This window comes from Pedobacter sp. AK017 (assembly GCF_014200825.1).
In the GTDB taxonomy this organism is placed as follows: Bacteria; Bacteroidota; Bacteroidia; order Sphingobacteriales; family Sphingobacteriaceae; genus Pedobacter; species Pedobacter heparinus.
This window is the reverse complement of record NZ_JACHCW010000008.1, coordinates 105,628-121,648: the sequence shown is the minus strand read 5'-3', so window position 1 is coordinate 121,648 and position 16,021 is coordinate 105,628. Positions and strand designations below refer to the sequence as shown.

Here is a 16,021-nt window from a genome sequence, read left to right as displayed (position 1 = left end):
ATGACTAAACTGACACAAACCTTTAGGTGGTTTGGCCCAAACGATGAAGTTACTTTAGCCGATATCCGGCAAACCGGTGCTACCGGAATTGTTACTGCCCTGCACCATATCCCATGCGGCGAAGAATGGAGCATACAGGAGATCAATGATAGAAAAAAGCTGATTGCCAGCGCAGGACTAAGCTGGGAGGTGGTAGAAAGCGTGAACATCCACGAAAGCATTAAAACCGGGGAACCGGAACGTGACCATTACATAGCGCTTTATAAACGTTCACTGCAAAACCTGGCTGCCTGTGACTTAAAAACAGTATGCTATAATTTTATGCCTGTGCTGGACTGGACACGTACGCATCTGGATTTCAGGTTGCCAAACCAAGCCAGTGCCCTGCGTTATGATGCACCGGCCCTGGCAGCTTTTGAGCTGTTTATTTTGCAGCGTGAAGCAGCTTTTAGTGAATACAGTACTGTACAACAGGAAGCTGCAAAAAGGTATTTTGACAGTATTACCGAAGCAGAAAAGAGCCTGCTTAGCAATACCATTATGGCCGGACTGCCCGGAACAGATGAGGTATTTACGGTTGAAGAATTCAAACAGCACTTGCGGCGTTACACACAGGTAGGCGCTGCACAACTTAAAGAAAACCTGGCTTATTTTTTAAGGGCCATTATCCCCTTGGCAGAAGCCCTGGGCATTAAAATGTGTATCCATCCCGACGATCCACCCTTTCCAATCCTGGGGCTGCCACGTGTGGTATCCACAGAAGAAGACCTTTTGGATGTGGTTAATTTTATTCCGTCCCCGAGTAACGGCATTACTTTTTGTACCGGTTCATTAGGGGCCAATCCTAAAAATGACCTGCCGGCAATGGCAGAGCGACTTGGCCCTGACATCCATTTCATTCACCTTAGAAATGTACAAAGAGAAGCCGATGGCAGCTTTTACGAAGCTGAGCACCTGGATGGAAGTACGGATATGTATGCTGTAATGCGGAACATCATTAAAGAACAAAAGCGGCGTGAAAGTGCCGGACGCACAGATATAGCCATTCCGATGCGGCCAGATCATGGGCATAAAATTCTGGATGACGTACACAGGAATACCTATCCTGGTTATTCTGTAATTGGCCGGATGAAGGGCCTGGCAGAACTGAGAGGCCTGGAACTGGGTATTCGCAGGTCTTTATCCGATCAGATTAACCGCTAAATCTTATGATAAAAAGAATTGCCACCTTAATCATCTTTTGCAGTTTGAACATCATTGTTTTAAAAGCGGCAGTTTCCCGATTGGGCGGGCCGGCGGTAATATTAACTGCGGGAACTGTTATTTTAGTAGATAAAAATGAGGACATAGCCATAAAACGTGCAGTTTCAGATCTGCAGCGCGATATGAAAAAAGTATTGGGCAGCGTCCCTAAAATCATTTCATCCCTTTCAGCAGCAGCTAAAAACGAAAACCTGATTGTGGTTAGCTGCAAAGGAACAAGTACAAGAGTCTTCCGTGAAGGGGGCATTACAAATTTTGAAGCGCACTTGCTGACTACTGCTGAACATGCGGGCCATAAAGCAGTAGTATTACAGGGTGCCGATACGCGGGGTACCATTTACGCGATATATACTTTCTCGGAAAAATTTCTTGGCATCCCCGCCTTATGGATCTGGACATCCTTTGAACCTGCTAAAAAGAAACTGGTTCAATTACCTGCAAACACCCGTTTGTACTTTCCACCGGCTATGGTAAAATACAGGGCCTGGTTTCCGAACGATAAAGATTTGTTAAGCCCCTGGCAGGCCAGAAATGCAGAAAACTATGATGCCATTTTTGAAACCATGCTGCGGCTGAAACTAAATACACGCGAAGGTTACCTGATTGATGCCGAGGGCTGGAACAATCCTTATCATGCCAGTAAAGAGGCAAAATATGCCAGGGACAGGGGGCTTAAACTGAGTTTTACACATACTGCACCCTTCGGTGCTACTTTTACGAACTGGGAAAGGTACTGGAAAAACATCAGGCACCAGAAAATACCCTTGCTGCTCAAAGACACTGCGGCATTAAAAGCATTCTGGACTTACCATATTGAAACGATAAAAAGGGAAAAGCTGGATGTGATCTGGCAGATCGGATTCAGGGGCCTGGGCGATAAACCCTTTTGGCGCAAAACTTTTGCCGATGCAATGGATGAGCCCAAGGATGACAAAGCGCGCGCGGCCATCATCAACGCAATGCTGGCCCTGCAGGTGACCCTGTTAAAAGAAGCGACCAGCGAAAGTCACCCTTTAATGAAAATTACCATTTACAATGAAGCCTCTGATTTTTTAGCCAAAGGTTTGCTGGTATTGCCCGATGAACCCAATCTGATCCTCAATTATTCGAATGTAAGGGGAGACCATTATCCACCACCTGAAATACAACAGTTTGACCGAACATTGGCCTTAAAGCCTATTGGTTATTATTTAAACTTCCAGTTTACGGGTACAGGTGCACATCTGGTTGCTGCAGAGGGTCCCTGGAAAATGGAACAAAGTTTTCGTTACCTGGCACAGAAAATTGGAAAGCTGCCCACATTTTCTGTAGTCAATACCGGAAATGTGAGGGAGCATATTTTAGAGCTGAGTGCAAATGCTGCAATGATGCAGGATTTCAAAACTTACGATACAGACAACTTTCTGAAAACCTATTGTGCGACCTATTACGGTAAAAATTCTTCAGCCCAGTTGCCAAAGCTATATACTGCTTATTATAATGCCTATTGGTTGCCACGGAAGAGTGACATTCCGGGTTTCGACCGTCAGTACATTTTTCAGGACCTGCGTTATGCCAGGGGCTTAACACAAATTTTTACGCTATGGCACAAACCTTATCTGGAAAACCCTTTTAATGATAAAAATAAGGGTATAGGAGGGGCAATGGCTACAGAAGGACGACAGTTTAGCATAGTCCCTGCCGATAACCATGCCGCCAACCAGGTAGACGCTGCCATAAGCGGCCTGCAAAATGCTGCAAATAATTTTAAAAGTTTAGCGCTTTCCGCGGATTCTGTCTACAGGATTTTACCTGTGGATAAAAAGTCCTTTTTTAAGGATGACCTTTATATACCCATACGCTTTATGGAAAATGTAAACAAGGCCTTGGGCAACCTGGTTGAAGGCTACAAAGCCAGCCACCTGGGGCATACAGCCATAGCAAAAGGCCATGTTCAAAATACCTTAAAATGCCTGACTTTATTGAAAGAGACTAAAGCTGAAGTTAACCATGGCCCGTTTGAAGGCTGGTCTTTGCCGGAAAAGAATTTTGGCATAGACAGCATCCGGAATGATATTCAGGAACTGTTGAAAAAGATGAACTAGCTATTTGTCTTTTTCACCAGCCTGGCTGGCATATTCTTTAGGGGTATAGCCAAACTGTTCCTTAAAGCAGCGCCTGAAATAATCGATGTCCTGAAAGCCTACCATATAAGCCACCTCATTTACATTGAGCTTGTTCTGTTCCAGCAATTGTGCTGCACGTTTCAGGCGTACACTTCTGATAAACTCAATGGCTGTCTGGTCTGTGAGGCCCTTGATTTTCCGGTATAATGTAACGCGGCTCATACCTACTTCTTTACCCAGCTCTTCTACACTCAGAGAAGCTTCGCTGATGTTCTGTTCAATATAAGCCATTGCTTTTTCCAGAAACTTTTCATCTGGTGAGGTAATGGCAACATTTTTAGGCTGCAAACTGATCTCTTTCCGGTAGCGTTCGCGCAGTTTTAGCCGCGAATCCAACAGGTTCCATACCCTGGCTTCCAGCATGTTCAGGTTAAAGGGTTTGGTAATGTAATCGTCGGCACCTGTTTCATAACCTTCAATCTTATACACCAAAGGGGTACGGGCGGTTAGTAAAATAACCGGAACATGGCTGGTACGTGTATCCGATTTGATTTTGCTACATAAAGTAATGCCATCCATTTCCGGCATCATCACATCGCTGATGATGATATCCGGAATGATTTCAGTAGCCAGTTCCATGCCCTTAAGTCCATTTTCGGCCTGATGAATCTCAAATTCAGCTTCAAAATGTGCAGCAATAAACTGGCGTACATCCTGGTTATCTTCTACGATCAGTAAAATCAGCCTTTCTTTATCTGTAGCCGTTAATACGAGCTGTTTTCTTTTTTCAATGGTCTGTTTGGCAATGGCCGAAATCTCTGTATCCTTATAACCATCAATATTTTCACTGTCTTTGTAGTTGGCAATCATTTCTTCTTCACTCAGGTGTGCATTGCCCAGCGGCAGCGAAATGGTAAACAAGGTTAAGCCGGTTTGCTGCGGACTGGCCACGGTACTTTGTACGGTTATACTGCCATGATGGAGTTCTATCAGCCCTTTAGAAAAGGCCAGCCCAATACCGGTACCATTAATATTGGAATTGCTGTCGTCAAAATGGTTAAACTGTTCAAATATTTTATCGATGTGCTGCGGCGAAATGCCAATGCCATTGTCTTCCACTTCAATCAGCAGCTTTTCTTCAGCGGTTTTAATACGTACCAGTACCTGTCCGCCTTCGGACGTAAATTTTAAAGAATTGGAAAGCAGGTTATACATTACTTTTTCCAGCTTGTCGCGGTCAAACCAGGCCCTGATACTTTGCTGCTCCGTTACCAGTTTTAAGCGGATGCGACGATGGCTGGCATAAGATTCAAAGGCAATCAGGATCTCTTTCATGAAGCGTACTACATTGCCTTCGGCCGATTGCAGCTGCATGCTGCCCGATTCAAATTTTCTGAAATCCAGCAGCTGGTTAATCAGTCGTAATAAACGCTCGCCATTGCGCTGCATCAGCATCAGCTGGTTCTGGATTTTATTGTTGCCCTCATTCAGACCCAGTAGTTTGTCTATCGGGGCCAGGATCAGTGTAAGCGGGGTTTTGATCTCGTGCGAGATATTGGTAAAAAAGCTCAGTTTGCGCTGTGCCAGTTCCTGGTCTTTTTCGTGGCTCTGGTGTTCAAAAGCAAGGTCGTTTTTCAGCTTGCCCGTTTTAACAGAATAATAATAAAAAGCGTACAACAGTAATCCGATGATGGAAGCGTAGATGAGGTATGCCCACCAGGTTTCCCACCATGGCGGCAGCACTGTGATCTGCAAGCTCCGGATCTCATTGTTCCACACTCCATCATTATTGGCTGCTTTGATCATGAAAGTATACTTTCCGGCATCCAGATTGGTATAAGTAGCTGTACGCTGGTTGCCTACAAAGTGCCAGTCATCATCGTAAAAGCCATCCAGTTTATAGGCATATAGGTTCTTTTCCGGATTTACAAAGTTGAGTGCCGCAAATTTGAAGGTGATAAAGGCCTGGTCGTGCGTCAGGGTGATTTTATCTGTTTCCCCTATGGCTTTTTTTAGTGGCGAATGTTCAGCATTTATTGGGACAGCATTGTTTTTGATCAGAAAATCGGTGATCACCACTTTGGGCTTAAAACTGTTCCTCACAATTTTATCCGGAAAAAATGTAGTTACCCCGTTAATCCCACCAAACAAAAGTTCCCCATTGTCGCCTGTTTCGGCTGCGCCTGAAGCAAATTGGTTGCTCTGCAGGCCATCTGCTACTGTGTAATTCATCACCTGTACCATTTCCGGTTTTATGGGCAGGCCCTGTTGTTTAAGCACAATTTTTGATAAACCCTTGTTGGTACTTACCCACAAATTACCCGCCCTGTCTTCCCTTATGCCATGAATTACAGCATTTGCCAATCCGAATTTATTGGTGATGGCATAAAATTTCCCCTTATCGTAAAGGTTCAGTCCACCACCCTCTGTACCAACCCATAGCCGTTGTTTATGGTCTAAAAATAAAGCCAGCACGGTGTTGTGGCTCAAACTGTAGGCATCATCGGCCTGGTTCACAAACTGCCGGAAGGTGTTTTTACTTTTGTCAAAAAAGCTTAGGCCTGTCTCCGTTCCGATCCACAAGTTTCCGTTGGGAGCTTTTAGCAAAGCAATAATAATGTTTCCACTTACACTTTGTTTGTTTTTAGGGTTATTGATATAGGTTGTAAGTTTGCCGCTGTTGTCCCTGAATTTTAAGCCGCGGCCATCAGTACCCAGCCACAGGCCATTGTCGTCAACGGCAAGCGCATACACCTGTTTGTTTTCAGGTTTGGCATCATTTTCAGTAATTTCATAATCGGTAAACTGTCCGGTAGTGGTATTCAGGTAGCTAAGACCATCATAATTGCCTATCCAAAGGTTACCATTTTTGTCTTTAGCAAGCGATTTAACAATATTCTGTTGTTTGCTGTTGATCACGTAACTCTTGTAGATCCCTTTTTTACGGTCTACATAATTGAGGCCACCGCCTTCTGTACCAATCCATAAAGCACCATTATCAGCCTTAAGGATTGAGCTGACCACACGATGGGTAAGTCCGGGTTTTTTACCCGCCTGTTCACCAATATAGGAGAAATTGTTACTGCCTGAACTTAAAATATTCAGTCCACCTGCGTAAGTACCGATCCATACATTGCCTGCACGGTCCCTCAAAATGTCCCTGATGGAATTGTGGCTGAGTGTTTTGGGATCATAAGGGTTATACCGGTAATTTACAAAGCGGTTGGTTTGCAGGTTCAGCACACTCAAACCATCCCGGGTGCCTATCCAGAGTTCATCTTTTGCATAAGGGAACAGGGAGCGTACCACATTAACCGGCAAACTATTGTCGTCGCTCACATCGTGCCTGTAATTGGTAACGCTGCGGTTCAGGGGGTTAAATTTATACAGACCCGAAGATTCAGTACCAAACCAGTAATTGCCATAAGCATCCTGTTTAATAACCCTGACATTGCTTTTGCGGAGTGCAATGTTGTTTTTTATGCCATCTGGTAAGGGTAAAAACTGTTTGGTTGCCGGATCAAAGCACTTCAGGTCGTTCCCAATACTGATCCATAGTAGGTTTTGCCGGTCTTCAAAAATAGTCTGCACCTTATTTCCACCGTTAAGGTTGTTGCCGGTAAGTTGATATACAATGATTTTTTTGCTTTGGTAATCATAGCGTTTCAGCCCATCAAAGGTGCCGATCCATAAATTACCGCGAGTATCGTAGAGTAATGAAGTTACAAAATCGTTAGACAGGGTTTTAAAGCTTTCCGTATCCCGGTTTAATAAATTGAGTCCTTTCGAGGTGCCGACCCAAAGGTTTTCTTTGGGATCTTCACACAGGGCATTTACCTGGCTGTTGCTCAGGCTATTTTTATCGTTGTTCTCGTGTTTATAAATGGTGAAATCATAGCCATCATATTTGTTTAAACCATCTTCAGTACCTATCCATATATAGCCTGTTTTATCCTGTAAAATACAGAAAGCCGTGTTTTGCGATAAACCTTCATTTATGGTAAGCCGTTTAAAACTAAGGTTTTGTGCAAAGGTGGCGTTGGCGAAGAAAACTATAAAGGTCAGGAAGACCCCGGTAAGGGTAATGCGCATTTTTTCTCTGGTTAAGCGAATAAGGTTTCTATTTGGATACCTTAAAGTTACGGATTTAACTGTTCTTTTCCATGCGCGTAATTTTTTGGTCAACCAGAACTAAAGATTTATGGCCGCGATGCAAGTTTTTAAAAAATAAAAGGCACTTTTGCAAAACTGAAAATCGATGGTGTCATGATGTAAAAGAAGTATATTTATGGAAGAGGAAGTTGTTGACGAAATCGTTAAACTGATAGAACAGGATGACGATGCACAATTAAAAGTTTACCTGGATGATTTAAACATTTCGGATGTTGAACACCTGATAGATGAGCTTCCCCAGTATGCTGTAAAGATCATCGATACCTTGTCTGTAAAAAGGGCAGTAAATGTGTTCAGGATACTCGACTTTCCAACCCAGGAAAGAATCATTAAAAAACTTCCCGGCAATAAGCTGGCAGAGTTGATTAACTTGTTGCCCCCGGATGACCGTACTGCGTTGTTTAGCGAGCTGAAAGGGGATGCGGTTAAAAAGCTTATCATCCTGTTACCAGCAAAAGACAGGTTAGAAGCACTTTCGCTGCTGGGTTATAAAGAGGACAGTGTGGGGCGTTTGATGACGCCCGATTATGTGGCGGTCAAAAAGGACTGGACGGTGAGCCGGGTATTGTCACACATCAGACGTTATGGCAAGAATTCGGAAACAATTGACGTGATCTATGTTATTGATAAAGAGGGTGTATTATTGGATGACATCAGGATCAGGGAGGTTTTGCTGGCAGATCCTGAAGCTAAGATCGGGGAGCTGACCGATCACCGACTGATCGCTTTAAAAGTAACTGATCCGCAGGAAGAGGCCATCAATGTGTTCAGAATGAATAACAGGGTAGCCTTACCCGTTGTGGATGATCACAATGTATTGCTGGGTATTGTGACGGTGGATGATATTCTCTGGATTGCGAATGAAGAATATACCGAGGATATGCATAAAATTGGGGGTACTGAAGCTTTAGATGAGCCTTACCTGGATATGCCTATTTTAAGACTGGTAAAAAAACGCGCAAGCTGGCTGATTGTACTCTTTTTAGGAGAAATGCTGACTGCCACAGCCATGCAGCATTTTGAAATTGAACTGCAAAAAGCAATAGTACTGTCGCTGTTTATTCCTTTGATCATGAGTAGCGGAGGCAATAGTGGTTCGCAGGCTTCAACACTGATTATCCAGGCGATGGCACTGGGGGAAATTACCATTGCTGAATGGTGGAAAGTAATGCGCCGCGAAATTATTTCGGGTTTGCTGCTCGGGGCCACATTAGGCAGCATAGGGCTTTTAAGGATAGTGCTTTGGCAAAACCTGGATATTTACAATTATGGTGAGCATTGGTTTTTAATTGCACTGACTATATTCTTCACCCTTATTGGCATAGTGCTTTGGGGTAGTTTGATTGGTGCAATGATGCCGATTATTATGAAAAGATTAAAGCTGGACCCGGCTACATCTTCGGCTCCTTTTGTGGCCACTATGGTGGATGTAACCGGTATTGTAATCTATTTTAGTGTGGCGGTGCTGATTTTAAAAGGAGTATTGCTTTAAGGAGGATAATTAATACGTCCCAAATAAGTACTGTTACTAATCCTTTTTCGGTTTTCTGCTACAAAAGAAATATATACTTCCATATATGCTGTTAGCAGTTCAGGCTGCAACAGTAATACGTCAGCTCCTTTTATCCTGCTTACTTATTTCTTTCTTTTTCCTGAATTTGAAACTGCATCCCTTGTTGCGTACTTTTTTCATTATGTCGCCATAGCTCATCTTTTCAGTTCAGTTAAACGAGACGATTTAAAGGAAAGTAGGTGTTTTTGATCGTAAAACGTCAATTATAGAGAGTTTATATTAGATAATTAAATCTAATAATTCATGTTGCAATTCATTCCGCAGTTAGCAGAAATATTTGTAAGTTGCGGCTGACTAACGAAAAATTATATGAAGAAAACGATAGGCTTAATGGTTGGCCTGCTGCTGCCATTTTTAGGTTTTGCACAGCAGCAGCAACAACAGCAAGCGCAAAACTGGCATTTAAAATCTATAACTGAAGACAAAATTTATGGTACCGGAGTAATAAAGGCTTATGCTGAGTTGCTGAAGGGGAAAACGCCAAAAACTGTAATCGTAGCCGTTCTGGATGCGGGGATAGATACCCTGCATGAAGACCTGAGGGCTAATTTATGGAGAAATGTGGGGGAAAAACCCGGTAACCTGGATGTAGATGGTAATGGATATAAGGGGGATGTGCTGGGCTGGAATTTTTTGGGTGGTCCTGACGGACAGGTGACTACGGAAGTACCGGAACAACAACGCATTTATTTTAAATACAGACTCCTGTTCGAAAAGCTGCAAAATGAGCAGGACCTTAAGAAGAAAGACCGGAAGCTTTACCAGCTCTGGTTAAAAAGCAAAAGTTTATTGACCAGTAAGGACAGCGTTGCCCCGGTTGATTATCGTGGTAAGCAGGTGAAAGATGATTATATGAACATCAAAGACCGCTTTTACGGTAACTCCAATTTAATTGGCGATCCTTATTTTCATGGTACGCATGTGGCAGGAATTATTGGTGCTGTTCGCGGAAATGATAAAGGGATGGATGGCATTGCTGATGCTGTACAGCTAATGGGGATCCGGGTAGTGCCCAATGGAGATGAATACGATAAGGATGTGGCTTTAGGAATAAGATACGCTGTAGATAACGGAGCCCAGATCATCAACATGAGCTTTGGTAAAAAACTTTCACCTGAACGGAAAATGGTAGAAGATGCCATTAAATATGCTGAAAAGAAGGGCGTATTGCTAATTAATGCGGCCGGAAATGATGGCGTAAATGTAGACAGCCTGCCACATTATCCCACACCCTTTTATATAAAGGGAAATAAAAAGTTCGCTAATATGATTACGGTTGGTGCCAGTGGTGCTACTGCTGCCGCGCTGGTTGCTCCTTTTAGCAATTATGGCGATCAAACAGTTGATGTATTTGCCCCTGGAGTAGGGATTTATTCGACCATACCTGGCAATAAATATAAGCCTTTGTCGGGCACCAGTATGGCTACACCAGTGGTAGCCGGAATAGCAGCACTGATTAAAAGTTATTATCCGGAACTTTCAGCAAAACGTATAAAATTCATCATCGAACAGTCTGTCACGAAAATCGATTTCCCGGTAATCAAACCAAAATCAAAGGGTCAGAAAGTAGCTATGACCGAACTTTGTACTACAGGTGGAATCGTAAATGCCTATAATGCCCTGCAGATGGCAGCAGAAATGACCAAGCCCTAAACGTTAAACCTGAAGTGCATGATGTCCCCGTCCTCCACTACATAAGTTTTCCCTTCAACACCCAGCTTGCCTGCATCCTTACATGCATTTTCAGAACCTAAGGTTACAAAGTCGTTGTATTTAATTACTTCAGCGCGGATAAACCCTTTTTCAAAATCTGTATGGATCACACCGGCAGCCTGAGGGGCAGTAAAGCCTTTGGTGATGGTCCAGGCCCTCACTTCCTGTACACCTGCTGTGAAATAAGTATATAAGTCAAGCAAACGGTAAGCGGCCACGATCAGCTTGTTTACTCCAGACTCAGTCAGGCCAAGATCGGCAAGGAATTCCTGACGTTCTTCATAACTGTCCAGCTCAGCAATTTCTGATTCTATTTTGGCGGATATCACCAATACTTCAGCATTCTCGTCTTTTACGGCTTCTTTAACACGGTCTACATAAGCATTGCCGTTAATTACAGAACCTTCATCTACATTACAAACGTACATTACAGGTTTTTGTGTAAGCAAACCCATGTCTTGTATATAATCAAAATCTTCAGCAGATACAGCTGCTGAGCGCACAGATTTACCACTTTCAAGATGGGTTTTGATCAGGCTGAGTATATCGAATGTTCTTTTGGCATCCTTGTCGGTCTTTGCCATTTTCTCTACCTTTTGGATGCGTTTGACCACTGTATCCAGATCTTTAAGCTGTAATTCAGTATCAATGATCTCTTTGTCGCGGATGGGGTCAACAGAACCATCTACGTGGATTACATTTCCGTCATCAAAACAACGCAGTACGTGAATGATAGCATTGGTAGCCCTGATGTTGCCAAGAAACTGGTTACCCAGGCCTTCTCCTTTGGATGCACCTTTAACCAGACCGGCGATATCTACGATTTCGATGGTATTTGGAACAACGCGGTTTGGCTTAACCAATTCTGCTAATTTCGTTAACCTTTCGTCCGGTACCGTAATTACACCTATATTGGGCTCGATAGTGCAAAAAGGGAAATTAGCTGCTTGAGCTTTTGCGTTAGATAAACAGTTAAATAATGTAGATTTTCCAACATTTGGTAAACCAACTATACCACATTGTAATGCCATGAATGATTTTATTTCTTGATTTGGCGCAAAGGTATCAATTTTTTAAAAATATTTTTTATGTTTAGGGTAATAAACCCTATTGAACAATTAAAGCGCAATTATGGATAATTTTGAAGATGCAGAGCCGGTAGAAGAAGCAGGTCAGGAACAGGAAACTTTACTGGTAACCGAAGAGATCAGGAGCTATATTTATGAAACGGCGAAATGGACCAGGTTTCTTTCTATTGTAGGGTTGGTGTTTGCTGCTTTTCTGGCCCTTATGGCCCTGAGTGCAAACGGACTGATGGAAACAATGACCGCAGTGGCCCCTTCAAGTCCGTTGGTAAAGCTTGGTGCAGCGTTTTTAACTGTTTATTTTCTATGCATCTCACTGATGTTGTTTTATCCGAGCTATTTGCTTTTTAAATATTCAAATGCAGCGAATACGGCTGTACTATATGCTGATCAGGAAAATTTTACGGTAGCCATGAAAAAGATGAAATCAGTTTTTAAGTTTTGGGGTATTGTTACAATTGTTATACTGGCGATAAATGTGATCAGCATTTTACTTACACTAATTGCCAAAGTAGGTACGGCTTAATAATTTGCATGCCCGTTTACCGTATAAGGTTCACGTTCAATAACATGTTTGAAACTTTTGATCTCTTTTTTGAGGAGGCTTTCAAAATAAGGGTTCAATAGTTTGGCCAGGCCTAAACCAATGCCGCCTGCAGGTGGATGGTAGGAGAGTACAACTTTTAAGGTCGTGCCCAGCTGGTCTGCTGTTTCCCCGAATTCTACCCTGCCTACATGGTGGATCATCGTACCTGGTGCAGACCGCCATCCGATCAGACGGCCGGGTTCGTCTTTAACGATCTCTGCTTCCCAGTCGATCGCAAATACATTTCCCATCACATTCGATTTCCAGCGGGAAAGGTTTTCATCAACCATTTCAACATTTAGCAGGTGTTTGATACTCTCTGGGAGGTTTTTAAGGTTGCGCCAATAGGTATAAACCTCGTGTGGGGGGCGGTCGATCACAAATTCACCCCTTATGTTTACCGCGTGAGGCTTGCTCGCATCAATGCCAAGCCGCTCATAGATCAGACAGCGCCCCGTAAATGCACGATAGGCCAGGTAAGCGCCATAAAGGAAAGGAGCCCTGAAGGGGCGTGTAATGTTTCGGCTGACAAGTATACCGCCTAAAAACATGGAAACCATGCGCTCGTTTAAACCAATGTTTTCGTAATGATGTTTTTCAATAGAAAATTTCCCCGAACGCAGCTTTAGGTTAGTCTGATGTATGCTCATTATACTTTTGGTATTTAGATTTAGTTAATGCTTAGCCGATCTTGGCCGTTATGGCAGCACCGATCATATTTACTGTATGTGGGTCAAGTTTTCCCCATATTTGTTCCCAGTCGCCATCTTTCTCTTTTCTGATTTGGGTTATGTTTATATCATTTATGTTACAATCAAAAAACTCAACCCCATCTGTTGTCTCATTTGGGCTTATTTTGATGGTTTTTGACGCGCCGTTTAATTCAATCCGAATTTCAAATTCCTGTTGTTGTAATTTTTGTTTTTTCATTGTGGTAAAAATTCTACATATTGCGCTGAATATATGAGGCGTTAAATATTAACAATTGACTTAGATACTAACAGATTGTAGGATAATTATGTTTTATTTTTTTACTTTACAATACCAGACAACCAAAAATTGATCATTTCTATGGCATATGATAAAAACTATCCGGATGTGTATATGGGTTATTTCAATTACAGAGATCCTTTCACCGAGAAGCTGGAAAATATTTACCAGAATCCTGTAGTAATTCCCATCTATCACCTTGATCAGCTGTTTAATGATGAAGCCATGCAGACCATTAACAGACTGAATGAGTTAAGGGGCAAACCAGAGTTTAAAAATGAGTATGATACTTTAAATGCGGCGCTGGTTGAGCGTGACCAGCATATTTTTAAATACTTCCATTTTATTGCTGCCCAGCGTCATGTTTTGGATGAACTGAAGATGAAGTACCGCGATTTTTATGAACTGGAACACACTTTAAAGCAATTTGAAGCCATAGGTTATGACGTAAGTAAAGCCCGTGAAACCGATCTGGTTAAGCGTAAAAAGCAGTTGCTAGAGTTTCAGGCACGTTTATGCGTGCACCAGTACGCTTAATACTTTAGATTTTACTAGCTTTGCAGTGTAATTTACCTGTAATGAAACTTAGCTTTATATCTATTTTGCTGTATGTAGTGCCCGTAGCCTTGAAATTTGTATCGGTTATACTTTTTTTATTTCCTATAGCTTTGAAAGCGCAGCAAGACCAGGACACATTGACAAAAATTGGTGATCGGGTTCCGGAATTCTCTTTTGAGCTGGAGAAAGGTAAAATGGCAAACATCAGTGATTATAAAGGAAGGTTGATCTTGATTAATCTTTTTGCTACCTGGTGCCCACCATGTAATACAGAACTGCCATTGGTGCAAAAACAGATATGGGAGAAATATAAAGACAATCCTAAATTTGCTTTTTTTGTTTTTGGCAGGGAAGAAGGCTGGGACATCCTGGTACCCTATAAACAAAAGAAAGGCTTTACCTTCCCCATACTTCCGGATAAAGACCGCAGGATATTTAAAAAGTTTGCAATACAGTCCATTCCAAGGAACATTATTGTTGATCAGGACGGCAAAATTATTTACCAGTCTGTGGGTTATACTGAAAAGGAATTTGCAGAAATGGTGACACTGATTGAGCGGAACCTGAAACAACAGGCCCAGGGAAAATAGGCGCTGGTATGACCTTTTCGGAAGTTATCAGCCAATTAAGGCCAACCCTAAAAACTTATGCCTATCATATTTGTGGCTCTTTAGCCGATGCAGAAGATGTAGTGCAGGATGTATTGCTGAAGTTTTTGGCTCTGGATCAGGAAAATATCGAGCATGTCAGGGCTTACCTCATCAGAATGGTGATCAACCATGCAATCAATCAAAAGAAAAAACTAAAGAAGCAGGCACTGGATTATCCCGGAGAGTGGCTTCCTGAACCGGTGGCTACAGAAAAAGCAGATGCCGGAATTAACCGGAAAGAAATCCTTTCCTATTCGCTGATGGTACTTTTAGAAAAGTTAAACCCCAGACAGCGGGCGGTATTTATTTTAAAGGAGGCTTTTGATTATGAGCATGCTGAAATTGCAAACGTACTGGATATTAAGCCCGATCTTTCCAGACAGCTACTTGCAAGAGCGAAAAAAAGCATTGGGAACCCAAAGCTGCTGCAGCCTGACCGGGTGCCGCAATCTTTTTTAGGCAGGTACCTGAGTGTTCTGCAGTCTGGTGATATGCAGTGCCTGGAGAATTTACTGAACGAGGATATTGTATCGGTATCGGATGGTGGCGGTAAAGCCAGGGCGGCCATTAAGCCGGTGCATGGCAGAAAGTCTGTAGCCGCCCTGTTAATGGGCCTTTATACCAAATTTTATGAGGATTCTATTATAGTTGAAGGCTTTGTTAACCAGGAACCAGCTTTGTTTTACTACCAGGGCGACAAATTGGTTACCTGTATTACTTTTGTCCTTACAGCAGGGCAGATCATCCGTACGTTTATCATCAGGAATCCGGATAAACTGAAAAATTTAAATTAATTCCATCAAACTGTCACATCTGAAGTTGTCTTTTTGTCTGTAAAGGATAAAAAAATATCATTATGGAAAGAATTAAAAACAATGAAGTTCCGCAAGGTTTAATGGCGGCATTAAGAGGCGTTCAGGATTATATTGATCAATGTGGCCTTAACCACAACCTGCTTGAATTGATGAACATCCGTATTTCGCAGATCAATGGCTGTGCGTATTGCCTGGATATGCATTCCAAAAAAGCCATGCATTCAGGGGAAACCGTTCAGCGCCTCATTTCTGTATCGGCATGGAGAGAAGCGCCATATTATACACCTGAAGAACGTGCAGTACTTGAATTTGCAGAATTGCTAACACGCATGGAGGAAGGATCGGATATTGACCATGCTCATCATGAATTGCTTAAATACTATACAAAATCAGAAATTGCGAACTTTACAGTGGCCGTTGCCCAAATGAATTCCTGGAACAGAATTGTTAAATCGACAGGGATTGTTGCAGGAAGTTATACATTGACAAGATGACCGGTTTTTGCATGCC

At 42.6% G+C, this 16,021-nt stretch carries 13 protein-coding genes; 9 read left to right on the top strand and 4 right to left on the bottom strand.

The window, feature by feature from the left end; translation table 11 throughout:
- Both uxuA and HDC92_RS12995 read left to right on the top strand, forming a co-directional pair.
- Complete coding sequence (gene uxuA, locus HDC92_RS13000; protein WP_183875092.1) at positions 1-1,203, top strand: mannonate dehydratase; 1,203 nt, start codon at positions 1-3, stop codon at positions 1,201-1,203.
- A gap of 5 nt (positions 1,204-1,208) precedes the next feature.
- Positions 1,209-3,347 (top strand): glycosyl hydrolase 115 family protein, encoded by a 2,139-nt coding sequence (locus HDC92_RS12995; RefSeq protein ID WP_183875090.1) that lies wholly within the window; start codon positions 1,209-1,211, stop codon positions 3,345-3,347.
- Here HDC92_RS12995 and HDC92_RS12990 read toward each other — a convergent pair whose 3' ends face one another.
- Positions 3,348-7,460, bottom strand: coding sequence for a hybrid sensor histidine kinase/response regulator transcription factor (locus tag HDC92_RS12990; protein WP_183875088.1), 4,113 nt, complete (start codon positions 7,458-7,460; stop codon positions 3,348-3,350).
- Between the two features lie 196 nt (positions 7,461-7,656).
- Between HDC92_RS12990 and mgtE the strand changes: the two genes are divergently transcribed.
- Together mgtE and HDC92_RS12980 are read left to right on the top strand one after the other, a co-directional pair.
- Positions 7,657-9,033, top strand: a complete 1,377-nt coding sequence (mgtE, locus tag HDC92_RS12985) for a magnesium transporter (RefSeq protein ID WP_012781477.1) — start codon at positions 7,657-7,659, stop codon at positions 9,031-9,033.
- A gap of 390 nt (positions 9,034-9,423) precedes the next feature.
- Positions 9,424-10,767, top strand: a complete 1,344-nt coding sequence (locus HDC92_RS12980) for a S8 family peptidase (protein ID WP_183875086.1) — start codon at positions 9,424-9,426, stop codon at positions 10,765-10,767.
- On the opposite strand, the gene ychF is transcribed toward HDC92_RS12980, so the two are convergent.
- On the bottom strand, positions 10,764-11,858 hold the full coding sequence (gene ychF, locus HDC92_RS12975) for a redox-regulated ATPase YchF (RefSeq protein ID WP_183875084.1): 1,095 nt from the start codon (positions 11,856-11,858) through the stop codon (positions 10,764-10,766). The two genes, HDC92_RS12980 and ychF, sit on opposite strands and share 4 nt — an antisense overlap.
- 100 nt (positions 11,859-11,958) lie before the next feature.
- Between ychF and HDC92_RS12970 the strand changes: the two genes are divergently transcribed.
- Positions 11,959-12,438 carry a hypothetical protein gene (locus tag HDC92_RS12970; protein WP_012781480.1) on the top strand — a complete coding sequence of 160 codons (480 nt, stop codon included), beginning with the start codon at positions 11,959-11,961 and terminating at the stop codon, positions 12,436-12,438.
- On the opposite strand, the gene HDC92_RS12965 is transcribed toward HDC92_RS12970, so the two are convergent.
- Both HDC92_RS12965 and HDC92_RS12960 read right to left on the bottom strand, forming a co-directional pair.
- Complete coding sequence (locus HDC92_RS12965) at positions 12,435-13,148, bottom strand: SRPBCC family protein (RefSeq protein ID WP_183875082.1); 714 nt, start codon at positions 13,146-13,148, stop codon at positions 12,435-12,437. The genes HDC92_RS12970 and HDC92_RS12965 overlap by 4 nt on opposite strands.
- A 31-nt stretch (positions 13,149-13,179) precedes the next feature.
- Positions 13,180-13,428 (bottom strand): hypothetical protein, encoded by a 249-nt coding sequence (locus HDC92_RS12960; RefSeq protein ID WP_183875080.1) that lies wholly within the window; start codon positions 13,426-13,428, stop codon positions 13,180-13,182.
- A 141-nt stretch (positions 13,429-13,569) separates the two neighbouring features.
- On the opposite strand from HDC92_RS12960, the gene HDC92_RS12955 reads away from it, so the two are divergent.
- The 4 genes from HDC92_RS12955 (at position 13,570) to HDC92_RS12940 (ending at position 16,005) form a co-directional block, all read left to right on the top strand.
- A complete protein-coding gene (locus tag HDC92_RS12955) occupies positions 13,570-14,025 on the top strand; it encodes a hypothetical protein (protein WP_183875078.1) in 456 nt (151 codons plus the stop codon).
- Between the two features lie 41 nt (positions 14,026-14,066).
- Positions 14,067-14,636 (top strand): TlpA family protein disulfide reductase, encoded by a 570-nt coding sequence (locus tag HDC92_RS12950; RefSeq protein ID WP_183875076.1) that lies wholly within the window; start codon positions 14,067-14,069, stop codon positions 14,634-14,636.
- Positions 14,637-14,644: 8 nt separating this feature from the next.
- Positions 14,645-15,490 (top strand): sigma-70 family RNA polymerase sigma factor, encoded by an 846-nt coding sequence (locus HDC92_RS12945; RefSeq protein WP_183875074.1) that lies wholly within the window; start codon positions 14,645-14,647, stop codon positions 15,488-15,490.
- A gap of 62 nt (positions 15,491-15,552) precedes the next feature.
- Positions 15,553-16,005 carry a carboxymuconolactone decarboxylase family protein gene (locus HDC92_RS12940; protein WP_183875072.1) on the top strand — a complete coding sequence of 151 codons (453 nt, stop codon included), beginning with the start codon at positions 15,553-15,555 and terminating at the stop codon, positions 16,003-16,005.
- Positions 16,006-16,021 lie beyond the last annotated feature (16 nt).